Genomic DNA, 20,320 nt, shown 5'->3' with positions numbered 1-20,320 from the left:
CTAGGCGGGGGCTCCGACACCCCGCCCCGGTGCGGTGCCGCCGCAAGGACGGCACCGCACCCGGAGGTCAGACGCCGGCGCGCCGACGACGCACGGCCACCAGGACGATCCCGGCCACCAGCAGGATGCCACCCGCCACGGCCGCCCAGACCGCCGTGACCGCGCCGGTCGACGCCAGCGCGTCCGCCTTCTGCCCGGTCGAGGCAGCGGGCGACGACGACGCCGAGGGAGCGGCCGACGACGTCTCCGACGGCTGCGCGGTCGCGGTCGTCTCCGGCGTCGGGGTGGAGTCCGGAGTCGGCTCGGGGGTGGGAGTGGGCTCGGGTGTCGGGTCCACCGGGCCCGCGACGGTGGGCAGCGAACCCACGCGGAGCGCCCCCTGCGCGACACCGTCGGTGAACCACCACGCGGACCGCGTGGATGCTTCACCGAGAGCCACCGGCAGCGTGGCGAAGCCCTCGTTGTTGGTGTCGGGCAGGCCCGCCGGGCGCGAGACGCGCACGAGATCCGGCGTGTCCGTGCCGTTGAGCGTCACCTGGACCCCGTCGCCGTGGCATCCGTCGTCGCACATCGCCCACAGCATCCCGAGAGCCGTGTCCCAGTCCAGGGCCATGACGGCCGGGAGACCGGGCACGATCTCGGCGACGAGCACGTGCGTGCCGTCGGCGTTCAACGCGAAGGCGTACACGTGGCCGTTGTCCTCCATCGCCGTGAAGAACAGCCCGTCGCCGTGTCCGGGGTAACGCGCGGGGTCGTAGAGCGCGCCGGTGTTCCGGTCGACGAGCGTCGTCTCCAGGTCGGCATCCGAGATCCACTCGACGGCCTCGAGCCCGACGTTGGCGGCCACCGCCGGGAGGGATGCCGTGAGGTCCCACTCCTGGCTGGCGACGACGTCGGGTCCGGGCGCGTTCGGGTCGACCTTGAGCACGGTGTTGCGGTTCACGCCCTTCGCGCTGTTGTCGCGCTCGGTCGCGAGGTACACGAAGCCGTCATCGGCGACCGTGATGCCCTCGGCATCCGGCCCCGCTGCCCCGGCGTTGCCGGCATCCTTCGGGAAGCGAGCGCGCTTGCCGTTCTCCCATCCCGTGACGGGGGTGGCCGAACCGTCCGCCGCGACGGCGAGCTTCCAGAAGGTCCCGGTGCCGTTGTCGACCGCCCAGAGGAACGTGCCGTCCGCCGTCACCTGGCTGTCCAGGCCCGAGCTGTCCGAGAGGAAGGTGGGGGCCGTGTCGACCACGCGCGTCTCGGGCGCACCGGGCCACTCGACCGCCGGGGCCTCGCAGACGTTGGCGGCGCCCTTGGTCACGGCGAACGTCACCGCGAAGACGCCCGTGGTGTCGGGGCAGCGGCCCCACGTGGTCGCGGCGTGCGCCGTCCAGGACGTGGAGTCGATGAGCGTGTCGCCCTCGAACAGGCGCACGGTGTCCGCCCCGCCGAGCCCGAAACCGAGGTCGGCCCGCTCCACCACGAGGTAGCCGTGGGCGGCCAGCGTGGAGCCCGCGGGGAGCGTGTAGATGTGCGTGTCGTCGTCGTCCTTCAGCACGAGGCCCGCGGCATCCACCGCCGAGCCGGTCGGGTTCACCAGCTCGATCCAGTCGTCGGACGATCCGCCGTCGGACTCGACCTCGTTGATGCGCACGGGGCTGCCGCAGGCGTTGGGGAATCCCTTGGTCGACAGGGCGACGTCGCGCAGTTCGCCCACGCCGTCGGGGCAGCGCGCGTAGACACCCTGCGCGTGAGCGGTCCACGAGTACTCGACGACGGTGAGGCCAGACGCGTTCCGGATCGTCGCCGTGTCGGCACCGCCGAGGCCGAACGAGAAGTGGATGCCACCGTCGAAGACGAAGCGTCCCCCCGGGGCGAGCACGGTGCCGGCGGGCACCGGGGTCGTGTCGGCGGCGTGTCCGACGGGGTCGTTGTCGACGAGGGTCCAGCCCGAGATGTCGACGGGAGCGGACTCGTTGTTGACGATCTCGACCCAGTCCGTCGCGTCGCCGTTGGACTCGACCTCGTTGATCACGACGTCGGGGAGGACGCACTCGTTCGCCGCGCCCGGAGTCGGACGCGCGAGCACGAACGCGCCCACGCCGTCGGGGCAGCGGGCGAGTGTCGCCCCGGCGGCGTCGCCGTCGATCGCGGCGTGGCCCTGCCAGGGCAGCGTGTCGTCGACGAGGGCGCCGGTCGGGTCGAAGAGCCGGATGCGGTCGGCGCTGCCGATCCCGATCGGGTCGCGGAAGGCGGTGCGCACTCCCCCGACGAGGCCCTCAGTGGCCTCGTCTACGACGAGGAATCCGCCCGCGGAGAGCGTGGTACCGGGGAGGAAGGTCCAACGGTGGTCGTCGGAGTTGTCGCGCAGCTCGTACCCCGTGAGGTCGAACGCCGTGCCGCCGGGGTTGTACAGCTCGACCCAGTCCGCCGGCTGCGAGTCGACCTCGTTGAGCCGGACGCTCGCGGGAACGGTCGGTGCGGCGCAGACGTTCGACGATCCCAGCGTCACCTCGGTGGCCGGCGCCCAGGCACCGGTTCCGTCGGGGCAGCGGGCCCAGGTCGCCAGGGCGGCGGTGTTGGTGTACGCGTACGAGTCGACGACGGCACCGGCCGCGTCGTAGAGCACGACCTCGTCACCCTTGCCGAGGCCGAAGGAGAAGTCGGTCCCGTTGACCAGGACGAGGAAGGCCTTCGGCGCCAGCACCGTCCCCGCGGCGATCGTGCCGAACTCGCTGCGCTTGTCGTCGCTGACCTTCCATCCGCCGATGTCGACCGGGGAGGAGCTGGAGTTGTACAGCTCGATGCTGTCGGACGCCACGCCCGAGACCGCGTCGTAGACGATCTCGTTGACGACGACGTCCGAAGTCGGCGCGGGGCCGGACGTCGGGGTCGACGTCGGCGACGGGCTCGGCGAGGGCGTCGACGTTCCGAAGGTGTTCGCGGCGCCCTTGGTGGGCTCGGCGGTCTCGGTCCACTCGGGTGAGCCGCCCGGGTTGTAGCCGTAGGTGGTCGCCGCGTGCGCCGTCCACGAGCGCGAGTCGACGAGCGCGCCGCTCGCGTCGAACAGTCGGGCGGAGTCGTTGGCGCCGAGGCCGAAGTCGAAGTTGCCGACACCGCCCTTCTCGTCGATGACGTAGACGCCCCCGGCCGGAACCGACGCGTCGGCGCCGAAGACGAACGCGTGCGTGTCGTCGGAGTCCTTGAAGGTGTAGCCGGCGAGCGAGATCGGCGACGATGACGTGTTGATGAACTCCACCCAGTCGCCGGGAGTACCGCCGCTGGACTCGACTTCATTGATGTGGATGCCACCGGGCTCGGCGGCGAGCGACGGCAGGGGCAGAGCGACGACGGTGGCGGCGCAGACGGCGCTCGCCGCCGCGGCCGCGAGGGCACGACGCAGGGTCGACATGACACTCCTCGGGGATCGGGTCCTGTCACTGCACCACGCACGGGTGGACCGGAACGTCCTAGACGGTGTGCAGGAGGTGAACAGTCGGTCCGACACCGATCATCGGCATCCGGAGATGCGCCGATGAGCACGAGAGAATGAGAGCATGCGCCTGATCCTCAACATCCTGTGGCTCGTCCTCTCGGGGTTCTGGCTGTTCCTCGGCTACCTCGCAGCCGGGATCGTGCTCTGCATCCTGATCCTCACGATCCCGTGGGGCATCGCGTCGTTCCGGATCGGTTTCTACGCGCTGTGGCCCTTCGGACGCGAGATCGTCGCGAAGCCCACCGCGGGCGTCGGATCCTTCCTCGGGAACGTCGTGTGGGTCATCCTCGCCGGGTGGTGGCTCGCCCTCGAGCACATCGTCACCGGACTTCTGCTGTGCATCACGATCATCGGCATCCCGCTCGGGATCGCGAACTTCAAGCTCGTGCCGGTGTCGCTGATGCCGCTCGGCAAAGAGGTCCGCGACATCCGTCGCGGCGGCCCGTTCGACCGGACGCTCGCGGGCTGACCCTCAGGACGCCGCGGGGCGCCGCCGCCGCTCCTCCGCCTGCAGGGGCAGAGCGAGGACGATACCGGCGACGGTCATGAGCGCAGCGACGACCGCGGCGACGATGAGGGCCTCGGTGGGGAATCGCGTGTCGTAGAGACCCGTCGCGCGAGCGAGGTGCCACGGCAGCACCCCGATCTGGCTGTTCCACCCGCGGAGAGCCTCGGTCGCACCGATCGCCGCGGCGGTCGCCGTGGGCAGCGCGAACACGGCCCCCACCCCCGCGAGGGCGACTCCCGCCGCGCGGCGCCGACCCAGTTGCGGCTCGAGCGACCACCCGGCGACGACGAACACCCAGCCGACGAGACCGAGCACGACCGCGAGGTAGAGCACCCGGACGGCGCCGATGCTCCAGAGCGCGGGCCACACGCCCTCCGGTCCCGAGAACGAGAGCGCGGCCAGGGTCACGATGCAGCGCAGCACGAGGGCGCCGCCGACCGCGGCGATGACCGGCCACGGCGAGCGCGTTCCCAGAAGCAGCCGGACGGCGAGGGCGAACACGAGCCACCCCGCGACGGCGAGCACGACGCTTCCGACCCCGTCGCCGCGCGCCTGGGTGATGCGCGTCGCCACGAGCAGGACACCGGGGATGAGGATCATGAACCAGCGGTCGAGCGGAAGGACGCCCAGCGTCGACTCGCGGGCACGCCAGGGACGGGTCGACGCGATCCACGTCGCGCGGGCGGCGGCGGCCCCGGGCCGTCCGACGAGCCGCGTCCGAGCCGCGAGCATGCCGATCACGACCCACGCCACCGCGAGGACCAGCAACACGCGGGCGACCCACTCGGTCGCACCGTCGACCTCGATCGGCATCCGGGTGAACGGATCGACCAGCAGTGCCAGCACGACACCGATGATGAGGAGCACGGCGACGGTCCCCAGGGCCAGGATGCCTCGCCCCGCCGTCGTCGCCATGCACCCACGTTACCCGCCGTTGCGGGGCGCTTCCGCCGCCCGGCGACCGGGCCCGGCGTCACGCGCGGTCGTGAAGCGTGACGTGATAGCCGTCGGGGTCGGCGAAGGTGAAGGTGCGGCCGAACGGACCGTCGACGGGTGCGGCGACGATGCGGTGGCCGCCGTCGACGAGCGCATCGTGGATCGCCTGGGCGTCGGTGGCGTGAAGCCACACCGCGACGCCGACACCCGGCTGCGCGACGGCGGCGAGGTCGGTGCCGGGAACGAGGTCGCGAAGGGCGAACGCGATCGGGGCGGTATCGAACACCACCGCGTGCGGCGGCCCCGCGGGCGAGCGCACGAGACCCAGGTACTGCTCGTAGAACGCGCGGGAGGCATCGAGGTCGCGCACCTGCAGGGAGAGGAAGTCGGGGCCGGTGACGGGCATGGGTTCCTTCTTTCGTGTCAGTTTTCTGACACAGAGCGTATGTCAGAATACTGACATGGCGCAAGAGGTGATCAACCTGGACAGCTCGCTCGGCTATCTCTTGAAGGAGGCGGCGAGCGCCCTGCGGGCCGCGATGGAAGACGTCCTCCGCCCACTGGGCATGACGATCACGCACTACTCCTGCCTCGAGCTCCTCGCCCAACGCCCCGGTTCGTCGAACTCCGATCTCGCTCGCGGCGCGTTCGTCACCCGTCAGTCGATGAACGTCCTTCTGCAATCCCTCGAGCGCGATGGCGTGGTGGAGCGCCCGGCGACGGCGCCCTCGGGCAAGACCCTCCCGACCCGCCTCACCGAGAAGGGGCGCCGCGAGCTCGCGGAGGCGAGCGCCGCCGTGCGGTCGGTCGAACGCCGCATGCTGGGCGGAATGACGGATGCCGAACAGGCGACGGCGCGAGCGGCGTTGCGCTCGATGGTGCAGGCTCTGCGCGAGGACTGACGCGTACCGCCGGATTGTGTAACAATCCTTCCATGCTTCCCGCCCTCGCGGTCCTCGCCGCCGCGCTCTGCTTCGCCACGACCGGCACGGCGCAGGCGCTCGCCGGCGTCGACGCCTCTCCCCTGGCCGTCGGCGCCGCGCGCATCGTAGTGGGCGGCGGCATCCTCGGGATCATCGCCCTGCTGCGGAGACGCCCGCGCCCGAGCGCCCGCACGGCGAAGGGTCCGACGGCGGTGCTCATCGCCGTCGGTGCGGCGGGAGTGCTGGCCTACCAGCCGTTGTTCTTCCTCGGCACCCGCGAGAACGGCGTCGCCATCGGCACGGTCGTCGCTCTCGGCTCCGCCCCCATCGCGACGGGGATCGTGGATGCCGTCCGCTCGCGCCGCCTGCCGTCGGGCCGGTGGATGCTCGCCACCGCCGTCGCCCTCGCCGGGGTCGCCCTGGTGTCGGGGGTGACCGGCGGCGCTGTCGCCCTGGCCCCCGGCGGACTCCTCGCGTCCGCGGGCGCGGGGATGTCGTACGCGCTCTATACGGTGTGCGGAAAGGCGCTGATCGAGAGGGGGTGGGACTCCACGCGCGTCATGGGAACCGTCTTCGGTACCGCGGCCGTCGCGAGCGTCCCCGTGTTGCTCGCGGCCGGAACGTCGTGGCTCCTCACCCCGAACGGCCTCGCGCTCGCACTCTGGCTCGGCATCGTCACCACCGCCGTCGCCTACCTGCTGTTCGGGTGGGGTCTGGCGCGGCTGACCGCCGTGACCGTGTCCACACTGACACTCGCCGAGCCTCTGGGGGCGACGATCCTCGGGCTCCTCGTGCTGCACGAGAACCTCACCGCCGTGAGCGCGATCGGCCTCGCGCTCATCGCGGTCGGGCTCGCCGTCGTGTCGGCTCCGTCCCGTCGACGTGAGAAGGTTCAGGATGCCACGGCCCCGGCGTGATCCCCCGATGCTCCCGCCCTCACCGCGAGGTGGCGCGGGCACTCCCCCCGGCCCCGGCCCGCGCACGGCGGACGTCGTCGCGGACGCGCTGCGCGATGGCATCCTGTCGGGCGAGCTCGCCCCGGGCACACCGCTCCGCGAGGAGGAGCTGAGCGCGACCCACGGCGTTTCGCGTCACACCGCGCGGACGGCCCTCGCGACCCTCACCGCTGAGCGGCTCGTCACCGCGGAGCCGTACCGCGGCGTCCGGGTGTCGCTCCTCGACGACGCCGCCCTCGTCGCCCTGCAGCAACTGCGGTGCGCCCTCGAGACCGAAGCCCTGCGGATCGTGCGCGACCGCGGCATCCGGCCCGCCGACGTCGACAGCGCCCTCGACGCGCTGGCCGCGGCCGAGGCATCCGGGGACTGGCCCGCGACGCTTGCCGCGCACGCCCGCGTGCACCGGGCCCTCGTGGATGCCGCCGACTCCCCCCGCATCGCCGAGGAGTACCGGCGTCTCGATTCCGAGATGCACCTGCTGCTCACGCACGTCCGCCCCGCGTACGGCGCCGGCGCGTTGACGACCGAGCACCGCGCCTACGTCGAGGCGGCGCTGGCCGACCCCGAGCACGCGGTCCGCGCGCACCTGGAGCACTCCACGCGGATGATCCTGGAGGGGCGGCGCGTCCCGTGACGACACATCCCGTCACGGGACGCAACGCCCGTTGGCGCTGCCGTGCGGTCGGGTTAGCGTGGGGGCACATCGCGGCGATCCGGGCGGTCCCGGGCCTCGGCTCATAACCGAAGGCGTGGCGGGTTCGACTCCCGCCGTCGCGTCCACTCAATCAGCTCGTTTTGGCCTGAAATTCCGCGGTATAGCGGGGCTCGGTCAGCGCCTAGCGGCCGGATTTGGCCACGGAATGGCCACAACTGCCTCGGATCGAGCCCGATCGAGTGCGTCGGCGACGGCACCGAGATCCTCATCGAACAGGTCGGCGTAGACGTCAAGGGTCATGGCCGCGGACTTGTGGCCAAGCATCCGCTGCACGGCTTTGACGTTCGCACCCGACGAGATCGAGAGCGATGCGGCCGTGTGACGCAGATCGTGGATGGTCATCCTCGGCAGGCCGGCAGCCTCGAGCGCAGTCAAGAACCACGACCGAGACGACTCGCTCGTGCGTGGCCGCACGACGTGCACCAGCCCGTCGCCGAACAGGAGGGCGTCGCGCCCCTTGCCCTCGCAGAGCTTCGCGATCGGCAGGCCAAGGAACGCCGGGTACGGCACCACGCGTCGCGCGTGCGTCTTGGGTGTTCCGACGTAGATCTCAGAGCCGACCTTGACCGCGTTCTCTTGCACGGACAGGCGTCGATTAAGGGCGTCAACGTCGCGCACGCGCAGGCCTGTGAGCTCGCCCCATCGGAGGCCCGTGTAGGCGGCAGTGAGCACGAGCGTGCCGTGCTCCCCCGCATGCCGAGCGAGTCGATCGACGTCGTCGTGCGTGAGGTACACGTGCGCCTTACTGACCTTCCGTGGCATGTTGTCGAGCCCCCGCGCGACATTGCGGCTCACACGACGGTCGCGCACGGCGATATCGAGAACGGATGCGAGCACGCCGTGAGCGCGCAGCACGACCGTGGCGGACTTCGGTCGACCGGCCTGTGCAGCCGCGCGTGGTGAATCCTTGCGCGCCGTGGGAGCGGTGCCGTCCGACAGCTGCTGCACCCACTCGCGCACAGCGCTGTGCTGCACGCCCGCGACAGCCGTCGCTCCCCACCGGGGCTCGACGTAAACGCGCCAGGCATCGGCCGTGGCGCGATATGTTGAGGGCTTCAGCGCGGCTTCCTTGTCGCGGAGCCACTCGCGGCCGAGCTCGCCAACCGTGACGCGCGCCGAGGCCGGATCGACGTACTCGCCGCGATCCTTCGCGCCCTCGACTGTGCGCAGATATCGCTCTGCGTCGGCCTTTCGCTCAAACCCCCGCTTCTGGCGGCTCTTATGGTCCGGCGTGCGCCAGCGAACCCGGTAGCGCCTGCCCGCGGCGGTGAGGTACGGCTCGACGCTGCCCATTAGTTCGGTTCGCCGTCGACATCGTTCGGGTAGTCCGGCTCCGCTTCGATCGGGAAGCCCTGCACGACGACGCCGGCCAGACCGTCTTCGCGATCGAGACTCACTCTCATCAACTCGAGAGCGCTTCTCGCTTGTTCGAGCCTGCTCCGCGCCGACTCGAGGGTCGGCGCGGGGCCGTCACCGATCCACGTAACCCCTTGATCGCCCAGCATCGTGACACCCCCGATCTCAGCTAGAGCGCGCTCATACTGCCCGAGCCAGTACGGAATCGCCTCTGGCGCGACAGGCGCAGGCGGCGCGCTCCCCACGTAGCCGTCCGAGAAGTGAGCCTGCGGCGCACCGGAGAACCATCCCATCACCTCGGAAACGGTTGGGGACCAGCCCGGCGACACATCCACCTGGGCGTATGGGCGGTCTAGCGGCAGCAGGAGCGCGATGGGAGGAACGCCTAGGAGAGCAGCGAGCAGCGCGACCTCGTCCATCGACGGCGACTTGCGACGGCCGGACTCGATAGCGGCGATGGTGAACCTGGTGATCCTGCCACCGGATGCATCCGCGAGCCGCTGCGCGCTCATCTTTCGCCTGCCGCGCAGCGCGGCCACTCGCTCGCCGATTCCGTCGCCCACCTTCATGCTGAGCGAGCTTAGTCGCTTTATCTCATGTTTTGTTGCACTTTCGATCAGTTGCATATAGCCTCGCGTACAGTTGCATAACGCAACAGATGGGAGAGTGTCATGACGGACGACGAAGCACTCAGCGATTACGTGCCCGACGACCGCGCGGCAGAGTTGCTGCACGTCTCGAAAGCGGCGCTGCGCCAATGGCGCTACGAGGGCCGCGGCCCTCGCTACACCAAGGCCGGACGACGCATTCTCTACTCGAAGCGCGAGCTCGTGCGGTGGCTCGAGTCGAACGAGCGTCAGGGGACGGCGGTCGCGTGATGCGTGGTCACAGTCTCATCGACGTGGTGCGACCTGCGCCCGCCCCGACGCAGGCATTCGCCGACGACGAGTACGACGAGGCGCGCCGACTTGGCGTGCTCCCGGTCGAGATCGATTCCACCGCACCCTCACAGGACTGTGAGGGGAAGAATCACCCGTCCGGCGATTACGGCCACGAAGGGCCGGCAGCGTGGATCGTCACAGCGGTCTGCCCGTCGTGCTCGTGGTTCGATGTCGCATTCCTCTGCGACGGCCGAGTGAGGTGGATCATCGCACGTAACGGCGACTTCACCTGCACCACGTGCACGGCGACGATGCACTGGTCCGAGTGTTGGACGCTCTCCCCGCTCGGTGGCGCGTCGTGAACCGGCCGCTCGTCGTCGAGGATCGGTGGCACATCGCGATCGATCACTTCGCGACCGCGCAGCAGGTCGCGGGAATCGGCGAGGCGACCGTCGAGCGGCGCGTTCGGCACATGCGACTGTTCGCCGAGTCGACGGATCTCGAGATCGAGGCTGTGACCCGTGAGGACTTCGAGCGGTGGGTGCTCTCGCGCAACATGGCGAAGCTCACCAACGGGAACGTGACCGATTCGGCGCGCGCGTTCTTCCGCTGGGCAGAGGAGTCCGGCCGCGTTCGCGTGAATCCGCTTCGCGAGACGGAGCGGTGTAAGCCGCTCGTCGCGCCCGATCTGTGGGAGCCGCATATTCAGGCGTGGGAACGGTCGATGCGCGGCACTGGACGGATGCCGGGCACGATCCGCGCGCGAGGGCGGGCGTTGCGAGCGTTCGCCCGTGAGCATGGGCGGGTGAGCCCGTGGGACGTGACGACGGACGTGCTGCTCGACTACTTCGGGAGCAAGGCGTGGGCGCACGAGACGCGGCGCGGGCGGGCGTCCGCGATTTCGGGGTTCTATCGGTGGGCGAAGGATACGAAGCGGACGAAGAAAGACCCGACGAAGAAACTGCCCGTGATGCCGACACGTCGAGGGGTTCCGCGGCCAGCGGCCGAGGACGACGTGACCGTGGCGCTCGCGGGCGCCGATCCCGACGTGAGGCTCGCGATCGAGCTAGCATCCGGGCTCGGCCTGCGCTGCGCGGAGGTGGCCGGCCTGCATGCAACCAATCTGCGCGAGCGCGACGGGCTGTGGTCGCTGCGTGTGCTCGGCAAGGGCGCTCGAGAGCGCGTGCTGCCGGTTCCGGAGCGGTTGGCGCGGTCGCTGCGTGCCCGCGGGAGCGGGTTCATCTTCCCGGGCCAGGTCAACGGGCACATCAGCCCCCACTACATGAGCAAGCGCGTGAACGCGGCCCTCCCGCATGGGGTGACGATGCACCAGCTGCGTCACCGCTTCGCGACCCTCGCATATGAGGGCACGCGAGACACGTTCACGGTGCAGAAGCTGCTCGGGCACGCCTCGCCGGCCACGACGCAGGTGTATGTCGCGCTCAGTGACGACACCCTCCGTGACGCCGTCGAATCCGTGCACGCGCACCGCGGCGGCCTCGCCCGCGCCGCGTCGACCCACACCTCGAGCGCGAAGGGGTGACCGGTGAAGCGACACGCGTACACGTACGTCATCTACTGGCCGCGATACGGCGTGATGAAGGTGGGACGTTGCTCCCGTCTGGCTCGGATCCGGGAGCTCACGGCGCGCGGAGACGGGCAGCTGCTGATGCTGGCCGAGAAGACGCCGCCCTCGTGGGAGCGGGGCGCCCTAGCCGCGATGCGCGAACGATTCGATCAGCGTTTCGCCTCGGCTCGAGAGGGCGCGGATCTGCTCCCGCACGACGGCTCGGGGTGGACCGAGTGTTTCTGGGTGCTCGAGCACGAGCGGCACGAAGCGTTCATGACGGCGCTGCGAGGGACGACGCGCTATGGCGATGACGAAGCGACGGTTTCTGACGCCCGAGGAGATCGCCAACGAGGATCTGGGCGAGTTGCCCGCCGCGGTGCGGTTCACGGCGATCGTGCTGCGCATGTGGGCGGACGACGAGGGCCGCGCGCGGCTGAACGTCCGATCCATCAAGGGAGCGTCGTTCGCGAACGACCCGACCACGTCGGAGGACGACCTGACGACGCATGTGCTGATGCTCGAGGAAGTGGGGTTTCTGCGGACCTACGTCGGCCCCGACGACCGGCAGTACTTCCAGGTGCGAGCCGAGTTCCACACCCCACCGGAGAAGCCGAAGCAGTCGACTCTCCCGCCCCCTCCTGCGGCATCCGGATCGCATCCGGACGGCGTACCGATAGAGGGGGGAAGGGGGGAGGGGAGGAGTTCGGGGGATGCGCCGGGGGAAGCCGCCGGACCCGACCCGGACGGCATCCCGTCGCCCTTCTGTCTCGAGCATGCGCCGACAAACGGAACCGGGGGCGCACCCTGCCGAGCATGCGGCGATGCACGAATGGCACACGCCAGCGCGTTGCGTCGACTACGCCACCGCGACACCTCACGAGAGAACGACTGACACATGACACAGCACCTCGCCCCCACGAGAACCGGAGCGACATCGTGAGCGCCGCGTACGCCGACCTGGGCGGCGGCCTCGGCCGCGCTGTTCCTGCCCTCCGTCGCCCTTCGCCGCGTCGCGCCGAGCCGCGCGCCGACGCGCCGCACGAGTGTCAATTCGATGCGTCGAGCGGGTGGTGCGGATGCGGGCGCCGTGATGATGGATCTCTCGCCGAGGGGTCGCCCGCGTGGCGCTCGAGGACGGTCGCCGCGTGACCCGCGAACACGGCCGCGGGCCACTGTCGAGCGCCGAGCTCGACGCCCGCCGCCGCGACACGCGACGTCCGTTCGCCGACCAGGTCGAGGGATTCGGGCACACGCAGCTGGCCGCGCAGCCGTCGTACCGCCGATTCCGTGAGGCGCTGGCCGAATTGGTCGACGAATGCGACGCTCCGCTCGGGCGGCTTCTGTCCGACGTGCGGCACGCGACGATCTCCAGCCCGTTCGGCGCGATGTGCACGGAGTGCCGCGCCACGTCCTGGCCGAGCCGCGGGAACCGCCGCGGAGGGCGTTTCGTCGGGCACTACGTGTGCCCCTGCGGACGGACGTTCACGGCCACGCACGACATCGCCGACGTCGACTGGCCGAACGGCTAAAACACGAGCTTGCGCCGCGGGATTGCGGCGCACTGGACGGCAGAGCCGGCGGGATGCGCCGGACAGGCAAATCGAATCGCGATTCACGCACCGAAAGAAGGGGACCGGATATGACCCAGTCCAACACAACGCAGGGCGCCCTCGATCAGCTGATCGCCGAGCGCCGCGAAGTCTTCGAACAGCAGATGCAGCCGCTGCGCGACCTCGCAGCGACGCGATCGCTGACCGACGAGGAACGCCAGAGCTTCGACCGCATCGACACGGAACTGACGCAGCGCACCGCCCGGATCGAGCAGGTGCGGCGAGCACTCGAACAGGAGCGGGCATTCGCGGGTACGCCCGCCGCCGGCATGCTCGTCGCGGGCGCAGGGAGCGACGTCCCCGCCTGGCGAAACCTCGACACCGGGGAGCGGGCCGCCGTCCTCGCGGGTGAGAGCATCCGGCAGCACCCGGTCTTCGAGCGAGCGCTGCAGAGTCGAGATGCCGCGGGCGCCGCGCAGGCGAACTACGGTTCTCTCGGCGCGATGGTTCGTGCCCTGGCCGTCGGCGGAACGGGATCCGCGCTGGTTCCGACCGCCTGGGCCGGCGAACTGATCGACCTCGCGCGATCCGAATCCGCGGTATCGCTCGCGCAGGCGACGATCGTGCCCATGGAGGCAGGGACGGTCAAGATCGGTCGACAGACCGGAGACCCCACCGTCGGCTTCCGTGCGGAGAACGACAGCGTGGGACTGTCGCAGCCCACATTCGACAGCGTCACGCTGGAAGCGAAGACGCTGAGCGCGATCGTCACCGCCAGCATCGAGTGGTGGCAGGACGTCGAGAACTCCGACCAGCTGGTGGTAAACGCCCTCGCCCGCGCTATCGCCGCCAAGATCGACGAGGTGGCCTTGTACGGTGGCATCACCGAGGGCGCCGGCACGATCGACCTGCCGAGCCCGCCGAACCCGCGTGGCGTCCTGGCGACGATGCTCGCGCAGCGCGCACAGAACGTTCTCGGCACGGCTGCGGCCAACGGCACGACGCCTTCTGTCGCTGCGGGCTTCTGGAACGAGATCCTCGACGCCGTTTACACCGTCCGGGATGCCAATGAGTCGCCGACGGCGGTCGTGTGGTCCTCGAAGCTCGAGCGCCAGTACGCCCGAGCCGTCGACACGACCGGGCAGCCGCTCGGCGTGCCCACCGCCCTCGCGGACGTTCCGCGACTCCGCGTGAACCGCGTTCCGAGCTACACCAAGGGCACGCTCAACCGTGCGACCGACGCATTCGTGGGTGACTTCCGGCAGCTGCTGATCGGCCAGCGCCTCGGACTCACCCTTCAGCCCCTGAACGAGCTCTACGCGGCCGAGGGTAAGTACGGCGTCCTGGCCACCTGGCGCGGCGACGTCGCTCTCGCCCGCACTGGAGCGTTCTCCGTCTACCGCGCTCTCGCGGGCGCCGCATAACACGCGAGGGCGTCAACCTCGCCGCATCGGGCAAGCGGAAGGAAGGTGGCGAGCTCCGTTCTCTCTGAGGGCTAAGACCCACCTGCGCCCCAAATAGAGCGCCCCGGCTGCACCACGCGGCCGGGGCGCTCTGTCGCGTCGCCCACTAGAAGGCAGCCCAATCGCTATGGTGGCCGAGTGACTGACGAGCAGGTGCAGCGCATCGTCGATGCGCTGTCGGGTAGTCCCTGGGAACCGTGGGTGACGATCGCTGTCGCGCTTGTCTCCGTATTGCTCGGATTCGGGCTATCGCAGGTGTCCGAACGGGCCGGTCGCCGCCGCCACGCCCACGAGAAGGCGGTTGACGAACGGCGCGCGGCCGCATCTGGCGCGCTGAAGGTCACCCTAGAGTTGCAGGCGTCGTCGCCTGGGGATATCGCGCACCGGACAACTATTCTTGCTGCCAGCATCACCGCGCCGGCCGTCGCTTTGTGGTCGGCAGGAGGCCAGCGCGTGGCGGGGTGGTGGCAGGCTCAGATGCTGGGACTGCTGGGCAGCGCGAACGGTCGATCCTGGTCCGCAGAGGAGATCGCGAGCCGCACGCGCACCGCAGCCGAGGTGGCTGTGCGTCTCGACGCCTGGGCGAATGGCGAGCTCTCGGACACAGCCTTCGAGTTCGTACCAGGAGAAAGTCTGTTCCGCACGCCCCAGCTGTAGCCGACGCTCGTTGGTAGGCGTCGGGCCACCGGTCGTCACCCGCTCGGGCCTGGCCCGTCTGCCGCGAAACGCCCGTTCCTCACGCTGAGCGAACGTCGGCAAGCGCGGTGACACGAACGACTGAGAACGATCGCGGGGACGGGGTGGGTGGTGGGGGTGCGAGGACAGTGCACCCCCGCCCGCCCGGCCCCCGCGGGGTTCACCACGATTTTTTCCACCCGCCCCCACCCTTCCTGACCCGCGCCCCGCCCGAAACTCCCTCTCCCCGGTTCGTTCGGTTCAGGCTGTAGGGCGCGTAGGGCGCGGCGCGGGCGCTGAACGCCCTCAAATCACCCAGCACGTACAGCGATGCGTGGCGTGATTCCGCGGCTTTAGAGAGGGGCTGAGCCCTTTCGAGGGAGAGCGCCCTACAGCCGCGAAAAATGAGGGCGTTTGCCCGCATCTTCGCTGCGATCGAGTCGAGCTATCGTGCTGGGATGACGGACGGTCCTCGCGTCGATGCCCTCGCGGCGATGCGGCGCGCAGTCGGAGCGATTGAACCCTCGGACCCGACTTGGGCCACTATCCACGCGAGCGAAGCCCTGTTCTGGGCCAGCATCCTGGGCGATCTCGCCACCCCTGACGCGCGCCACCCGCTCTACCGGGCGCTTCAAATACCCAGGAACGCGGTCGCTCACGGTGCGGCCGTGTGCGTTGGACTCCGCGACGGTTTGGTGTGGCCGGTGACCTGGCCCGTGAAGTGGATCGACGTGGTTTGGGCACCTCTGGAATCGCTCACAATGACCCTCGATCGAGCCCCGCGGGCGTCCGCGGCGCTGACCTATCAGCGCGAGCTCGCCGGGCAGAGCGTCGTGCCCGTTCTCGACAACGTGCTGACCTGGTATTCGCGCACCTAGAGCCAGGTGTCCGAACGTGGCCACATTTTGGCCACACTCGCCGCAGATCCGGCGATATCGAGCGCCCACCAGGTGACTGGGCCAGCGCGGATTAACGCGCGTAGCTGCACCCATCCGGACCCGGTCAGGGGTTCGCGTAGGGTTCGACTCCCGCCGTCGCGTCCACTTCTCCAGCTCAGCCAGAGCCGCACTCAGGCCGTCGCGACTACCCCGTCGCCGTGGCCCGGCGTACGCCGCTTGCGGACCTCGCGCAGCACGATCTGCTCGGGACACACCACCGAGAGGAAGTCGCCGACCGAGAGGGCGAGCCGCTCGCCGACCAGTGAGTACAGGATCCGGTTGCCGTCGCGCCACTCGGCGACGAGCCCGGCCTGTCGCAGTACGCCGAGGTGTCGCGAGATCGTCGGCCCGCTCGCGGAGAATCGCGACGCGATGTCGCCCGCGGCCAATTCCCCAGCCTTCAGATCCTGCAGGATCTGGCGCCTCGTGGGGTGCGCGAGGGCGGCGAAGACATCGGATGCCGCGTCGGTCATGACACGAATCTAGCACTCTCGCTAAATTGCGAGTAGCTTCTTAGCTAACAAGCTAAGGAGTTTGCGATGAGCACCACCGCGCATCCCCGCATCGAGCAGCCCCGGCCGATGCCCACTCCCCCGATGGTTGCGACCATCGAGCGCCGCCTGCTCGTCAACTACCGTCTCGACCCCGATGTCGCACGCTCGATGCTCCCCGACGGCATGCGCCCGCAAATCGTCGATGACTCCGCGGTCGCCGGCGTCTGCCTCATCCGGCTCCGCCACCTCCGCCCCGCGATCCTCGGCCGGGCCGAAGTGGGACACACGAGCGAGAACGCCGCCCACCGCATCGCGGCGGAGTGGGACACGCCCGACGGGCCGCGCACCGGCGTCTACATCCCCCGCCGGCACTCTTCCTCCCGACTCGTGCGACTCGTCGGCGGGCGGATCTTCCCCGGAACGCACGCGGCAGCCCGTGTTCACTCCGCGACCTCCGACCACCGGATCGAGGTGAAGTTCGACGCCGTCGACCTCCACGTCCGCGTCCGCGTCGACCCCGAACCCTACGCCGACTTCGACAGCGGACTGTTCGACTCTCTGACCACGGCATCCGAGTTCTTCCGAAAGGATGCCGAGGGCTGGTCGCCACGACGATCGGGAGGCCTCGAGGGGCTGCGCCTGGACACAGACTCCTGGAGCGTCACCCACGCCGGCTCACCCGAGGTCGAGTCCTCCTTCTTCGACGCGCTCCCCGCGGGCGCGGCGGTTCTCGATCACGTGCTGCTGATGCGCGGAGTACCGGCGCGCTGGACCGCCGCCGGCGGCACGGCACGGGCGGCCTGACCGACCCGCACCCCATCTCGCCTCACGGCGGCGGGATGCGGCCCCCTATGTCAAGTCACCAGCCAGCCGCGCTCGACGATCCTCTTCACGCTTCGAGTACGCGGCCGCGCGGATCGCGTCGTCCGATTCCAAGCCCGTTCCGAGCGCCCCGCCGATGGTCGCCACCGACGCGACGAACCAGGTGAGCACGAACAGATCGCCGTAGCCGAATGATGCGCCGAGCGAATCGCCCATGACCGTCGGGTCGAGGACGAACAGTGCCCAGGCCAAATTCACGACGTAGAGGCCGAGATAGCAGATGACGACTCCGACGGTGAGAGTCAGCAGAGTCGAGGTGTTGTAGAGACGAGATCTTTCCCGAGCCTGCGCTGAATCGTCTTCGGGACGGTCCCAGAGTTCTCCGTCGATCACGATCCATGTGATCACAATCGCGATGGACACGATGGTCGCCACCGCGAGACGCCACCCCGACAGTGACGCGGCGAGCAGCCACACCGTCGGCTCGATCGTTGCGACCGCTCCGGTTGCCAATGCCGCGACGAGTGCGGATTTGAGCCCTGCTGCCAGCAGCCACGGACGGTTCGCCAGCACCATGCCCAGGAGCACCCGCCCCCGGGCGCTGACCCCGGGGAGGGGCAGACGCTGCTCTTCAGGCATCATCGGCTCCGCCATGCCACTGACGAGTCCTCGGACGGCATGGCGGGCACGCGTGCCCACCCGGAAGCCGCCGAGAGCGGGGAGGGAAAGCACCGCGGACTGACGCCGGGGGTCGATCGCGGCCAGCAAGTAGCGGCCGTCCACGTCACGCAACGGCAGTTCGGTCACACCGATGACGAGGTCCCACGCCTTTTGCTCGGCATGTGCCCGCAGTCGCGCCAAGGCGACGTCGACGTCCTCAGACCCCAGGGTGAAGGGTTCGCTCATGATCTCGATATCCCAGACCTGCACGTCAGCTCCCGCCGGCGGGACGAGGTCGGTCATTCGGCGAGCGACTTCAGTGGGCGAGGCCGGATCCGCAACGAGACCCACACGGATCGGCTCCATCTCCGCAACGTACACCCGGCGTTGCCTGAGGGAGCGTCCGCTCCTACCCCGACCGGCCAGGTAAAGCCCGCTACTCGCTGAAGTACTGCGCGACCGAGCTCGCCTCCGAGCTCACCACGTCCGACGAGACGAGATCCGACGCACCTTCCTCGAGCGTCTGCGTCCATGAGTCGAGCACGTTCTGCGCCAGCCCCGACATGTAGAGCTCCTGCGTCAACCGGTCGAGTTCGGATTGGTACAGCGCCGTGAAGGTCGCGTTCGCCAGGAACCGCTCGGAGAGCACGTTGCTCCCGCCTCCCCGACCGCCACCGCCTCCCCCCTGTGCCTGTCCTTGCGCCTGCCCCTGGCCTCGGCCCTGCCCCTGCCCACCGCCGCCGGGTGACGCGCCGAAAGCGAGGTTGAGGTCCCACGAGATCACCGTCATGAGGCCGGTGCTCGCGTCGTACGAGAGATAGGAGTTGTTTCCGGGGCCATCGATGTCGTCGAAGTTGTCGACGAGTTCCTGGAAGGCGAGGTAGGTCGCGAACGAGGTGACGTCGAGGTGCTGTCCGAGTTCCGCCTCGAACGTCGCGTCGTCCGACTCGTTGACGAACTGGAGGAAGTCGATCAGAGGAGTCAGGTCGTCCTCTCCCGCCTCCTGGTCGAAGACGTCCGTGTACGACTCGGGATCGTCACCGCGATAGGAGTAGTCGCCGCCGGTCTCGGCCTTGTACAGCGCGGTCGATCCGGTGAGGGCGCGCTCCACCCACGAATCGTCGGGGTTCTCGACGACGAGGCGCAGCGCCTCGGCCCCGTTCACCTCCACCCGGGTCGCCACCGCCTGCTCGGACGCGAGGCCCGAGGCTTCCAGGAGATCCAGTGCGACCGCCTCATTGAGCGAGGTCTCGGAGCTGTTCCCACGGATGACGAATTCGACCGACCCCTCGTACTCCTGTCCATCCACGAACTTGTCGAGGTCGATGATCCAGGGCAGATCCTCGGGGTTCTCGGAACTGAGCTCCGCGTCCGCGTCGGTGGAGAGCCCCTTCCAGGACGAGTTGCCTTTCAGCTTCAGCCCGACGTTCTCGAAGGTGGCACCGTCGATGACGACGGTCGCCTCGATCCACTCCTTCTCCCCGGTGTCGATGTACGCCGCGATGAGCGCGTCGTAATCGTCTTGTTCGTACGAGATCGAGAGGGAATGCACGACGGATTGATCCCAGAACCCCTGTCCCGAGACGACCGCGCTCGTCGATGCCTCCGACGAGGCATCCGTCGGGACGCTCGTCGCCGCATCGGTCGAGACCGCGGAGCTGCAGCCCGCCACCAGGACCACCACGGCGACCGATCCCAGCGCGGCGGTCGCAATCCTCTTTCGTCGCATCATGCCGCCGATGACACCAGGGGCTTCTAAACCCCCCACGAAGCGCGCCTATGCGCCGTCGATGAGCCGAGCCCGACACCTCGCCCCGCGCTACCCTCCCCCCATGCGCCACGTCGCCTTCGTCCGCAATCTCAACCAGGGTCAGCGCGGGCACGTCACGACCGCCGACCTCGTCGCGGCCTTCGTGGAAGCGGGATGCCACGACCCCGCGCCCTTTCAGAGCAACGGCACCGTGGTGTTCGCGGGCGAGGCCGAGCGCGCTCAGGATGCCGCCCTCGTCCTGGCCGCGCGAGCGGGCGTGGAGCGTGAGATCTTCACTCTGACGCTGGACGAGGTGCGGGCCATCGTCACCGACCACGCGCCGGCCCCCGATGCCGCACGCCGCGAGCTGACCCTGCACGCGGGCGGTCCCATCACCCTCGGCCCGCGAGCGCAGGATGAGGCCGCCCGGCGCCGGTGCACGCTGCTCGAAAGCGCGGACGGCTGGACGGTGACGCTCAACGAACGCGAGCGCGAGTCGAACGCGACGCCCGTCATCGAACGCCTCAGCGGTGCGGCCGCCACGTCACGCGGGCTGCCGACGTTGGTACGACTCATCGCACGATTCGGGCACACATGACGACGGTCCGCTCCTCCGGTGGAGGCGCGGACCGTCGAAGTCTC

21 protein-coding genes and 1 tRNA gene are annotated in these 20,320 nt (G+C 69.6%); 14 read left to right on the top strand and 8 right to left on the bottom strand.

Annotated elements, in window-relative coordinates; translation table 11 throughout:
• Positions 1-67: 67 nt before the first annotated feature.
• Positions 68-3,397, bottom strand: coding sequence for a lamin tail domain-containing protein (locus tag QM517_RS12330; protein ID WP_283287763.1), 3,330 nt, complete (start codon positions 3,395-3,397; stop codon positions 68-70).
• Positions 3,398-3,542: 145 nt separating this feature from the next.
• Here QM517_RS12330 and QM517_RS12325 point away from each other — a divergent pair, with 145 nt between their 5' ends.
• Positions 3,543-3,950, top strand: coding sequence for a YccF domain-containing protein (locus QM517_RS12325; protein WP_077050562.1), 408 nt, complete (start codon positions 3,543-3,545; stop codon positions 3,948-3,950).
• A 3-nt stretch (positions 3,951-3,953) separates the two neighbouring features.
• On the opposite strand, the gene QM517_RS12320 is transcribed toward QM517_RS12325, so the two are convergent.
• A complete protein-coding gene (locus QM517_RS12320) occupies positions 3,954-4,904 on the bottom strand; it encodes a hypothetical protein (protein ID WP_283287760.1) in 951 nt (316 codons plus the stop codon).
• Between the two features lie 58 nt (positions 4,905-4,962).
• Positions 4,963-5,331 (bottom strand): VOC family protein, encoded by a 369-nt coding sequence (locus tag QM517_RS12315; RefSeq protein ID WP_283287758.1) that lies wholly within the window; start codon positions 5,329-5,331, stop codon positions 4,963-4,965.
• A 55-nt stretch (positions 5,332-5,386) separates the two neighbouring features.
• Here QM517_RS12315 and QM517_RS12310 point away from each other — a divergent pair, with 55 nt between their 5' ends.
• The 4 genes from QM517_RS12310 (at position 5,387) to QM517_RS12295 (ending at position 7,584) form a co-directional block, all read left to right on the top strand.
• Positions 5,387-5,827 (top strand): MarR family winged helix-turn-helix transcriptional regulator, encoded by a 441-nt coding sequence (locus tag QM517_RS12310; protein ID WP_283287756.1) that lies wholly within the window; start codon positions 5,387-5,389, stop codon positions 5,825-5,827.
• A gap of 32 nt (positions 5,828-5,859) precedes the next feature.
• Positions 5,860-6,765 carry a DMT family transporter gene (locus QM517_RS12305; RefSeq protein WP_283287754.1) on the top strand — a complete coding sequence of 302 codons (906 nt, stop codon included), beginning with the start codon at positions 5,860-5,862 and terminating at the stop codon, positions 6,763-6,765.
• A 7-nt stretch (positions 6,766-6,772) separates the two neighbouring features.
• Positions 6,773-7,438, top strand: a complete 666-nt coding sequence (locus QM517_RS12300; RefSeq protein ID WP_283287753.1) for a GntR family transcriptional regulator — start codon at positions 6,773-6,775, stop codon at positions 7,436-7,438.
• 70 nt (positions 7,439-7,508) lie between these two features.
• Positions 7,509-7,584: transfer RNA gene (locus QM517_RS12295), tRNA-Met, on the top strand.
• A 49-nt stretch (positions 7,585-7,633) separates the two neighbouring features.
• Here the strand turns inward: QM517_RS12295 and QM517_RS12290 are convergent.
• Both QM517_RS12290 and QM517_RS12285 read right to left on the bottom strand, forming a co-directional pair.
• Positions 7,634-8,812: a tyrosine-type recombinase/integrase gene (locus tag QM517_RS12290; protein WP_283287750.1), complete on the bottom strand. Its 1,179-nt coding sequence runs from the start codon at positions 8,810-8,812 to the stop codon at positions 7,634-7,636.
• A complete protein-coding gene (locus QM517_RS12285) occupies positions 8,812-9,501 on the bottom strand; it encodes a helix-turn-helix transcriptional regulator (RefSeq protein WP_283287748.1) in 690 nt (229 codons plus the stop codon). Before QM517_RS12285 ends, QM517_RS12290 begins: the two co-directional genes overlap by 1 nt.
• Before the next feature lie 45 nt (positions 9,502-9,546).
• Here QM517_RS12285 and QM517_RS12280 point away from each other — a divergent pair, with 45 nt between their 5' ends.
• From QM517_RS12280 to QM517_RS12250, 7 genes are all read left to right on the top strand, one after another.
• Positions 9,547-9,753, top strand: a complete 207-nt coding sequence (locus QM517_RS12280; protein ID WP_283287747.1) for a helix-turn-helix domain-containing protein — start codon at positions 9,547-9,549, stop codon at positions 9,751-9,753.
• A 361-nt stretch (positions 9,754-10,114) separates the two neighbouring features.
• On the top strand, positions 10,115-11,299 hold the full coding sequence (locus QM517_RS18680) for a tyrosine-type recombinase/integrase (protein ID WP_283287746.1): 1,185 nt from the start codon (positions 10,115-10,117) through the stop codon (positions 11,297-11,299).
• A gap of 328 nt (positions 11,300-11,627) precedes the next feature.
• Positions 11,628-12,218, top strand: coding sequence for a hypothetical protein (locus tag QM517_RS12270; RefSeq protein ID WP_283287744.1), 591 nt, complete (start codon positions 11,628-11,630; stop codon positions 12,216-12,218).
• Positions 12,219-12,471: 253 nt separating this feature from the next.
• Positions 12,472-12,855: a hypothetical protein gene (locus tag QM517_RS12265; protein ID WP_283287742.1), complete on the top strand. Its 384-nt coding sequence runs from the start codon at positions 12,472-12,474 to the stop codon at positions 12,853-12,855.
• A 110-nt stretch (positions 12,856-12,965) separates the two neighbouring features.
• Complete coding sequence (locus tag QM517_RS12260; protein ID WP_283287740.1) at positions 12,966-14,300, top strand: phage major capsid protein; 1,335 nt, start codon at positions 12,966-12,968, stop codon at positions 14,298-14,300.
• Between the two features lie 177 nt (positions 14,301-14,477).
• Positions 14,478-14,996 carry a hypothetical protein gene (locus QM517_RS12255; RefSeq protein ID WP_283287739.1) on the top strand — a complete coding sequence of 173 codons (519 nt, stop codon included), beginning with the start codon at positions 14,478-14,480 and terminating at the stop codon, positions 14,994-14,996.
• Between the two features lie 476 nt (positions 14,997-15,472).
• Positions 15,473-15,892: a hypothetical protein gene (locus tag QM517_RS12250; protein ID WP_283287738.1), complete on the top strand. Its 420-nt coding sequence runs from the start codon at positions 15,473-15,475 to the stop codon at positions 15,890-15,892.
• A gap of 191 nt (positions 15,893-16,083) precedes the next feature.
• Here QM517_RS12250 and QM517_RS12245 read toward each other — a convergent pair whose 3' ends face one another.
• Positions 16,084-16,425 (bottom strand): metalloregulator ArsR/SmtB family transcription factor, encoded by a 342-nt coding sequence (locus QM517_RS12245; protein WP_283287737.1) that lies wholly within the window; start codon positions 16,423-16,425, stop codon positions 16,084-16,086.
• Positions 16,426-16,491: 66 nt separating this feature from the next.
• Between QM517_RS12245 and QM517_RS12240 the strand changes: the two genes are divergently transcribed.
• Positions 16,492-17,250 carry a DUF2071 domain-containing protein gene (locus QM517_RS12240; protein WP_283287735.1) on the top strand — a complete coding sequence of 253 codons (759 nt, stop codon included), beginning with the start codon at positions 16,492-16,494 and terminating at the stop codon, positions 17,248-17,250.
• Between the two features lie 45 nt (positions 17,251-17,295).
• On the opposite strand, the gene QM517_RS12235 is transcribed toward QM517_RS12240, so the two are convergent.
• Together QM517_RS12235 and QM517_RS12230 are read right to left on the bottom strand one after the other, a co-directional pair.
• A complete protein-coding gene (locus tag QM517_RS12235; RefSeq protein ID WP_202400984.1) occupies positions 17,296-18,231 on the bottom strand; it encodes a hypothetical protein in 936 nt (311 codons plus the stop codon).
• 133 nt (positions 18,232-18,364) lie between these two features.
• A complete protein-coding gene (locus QM517_RS12230; protein ID WP_283287731.1) occupies positions 18,365-19,696 on the bottom strand; it encodes a CotH kinase family protein in 1,332 nt (443 codons plus the stop codon).
• Between the two features lie 64 nt (positions 19,697-19,760).
• Between QM517_RS12230 and QM517_RS12225 the strand changes: the two genes are divergently transcribed.
• Complete coding sequence (locus QM517_RS12225) at positions 19,761-20,276, top strand: DUF1697 domain-containing protein (RefSeq protein WP_283287729.1); 516 nt, start codon at positions 19,761-19,763, stop codon at positions 20,274-20,276.
• Positions 20,277-20,320: the final 44 nt, after the last annotated feature.

Source organism: Microbacterium sp. IEGM 1404 (assembly GCF_030056775.1).
GTDB lineage: Bacteria > Actinomycetota > Actinomycetes > Actinomycetales > Microbacteriaceae > Microbacterium.
This window is presented reverse-complemented; position numbering and strand designations above follow the sequence as displayed.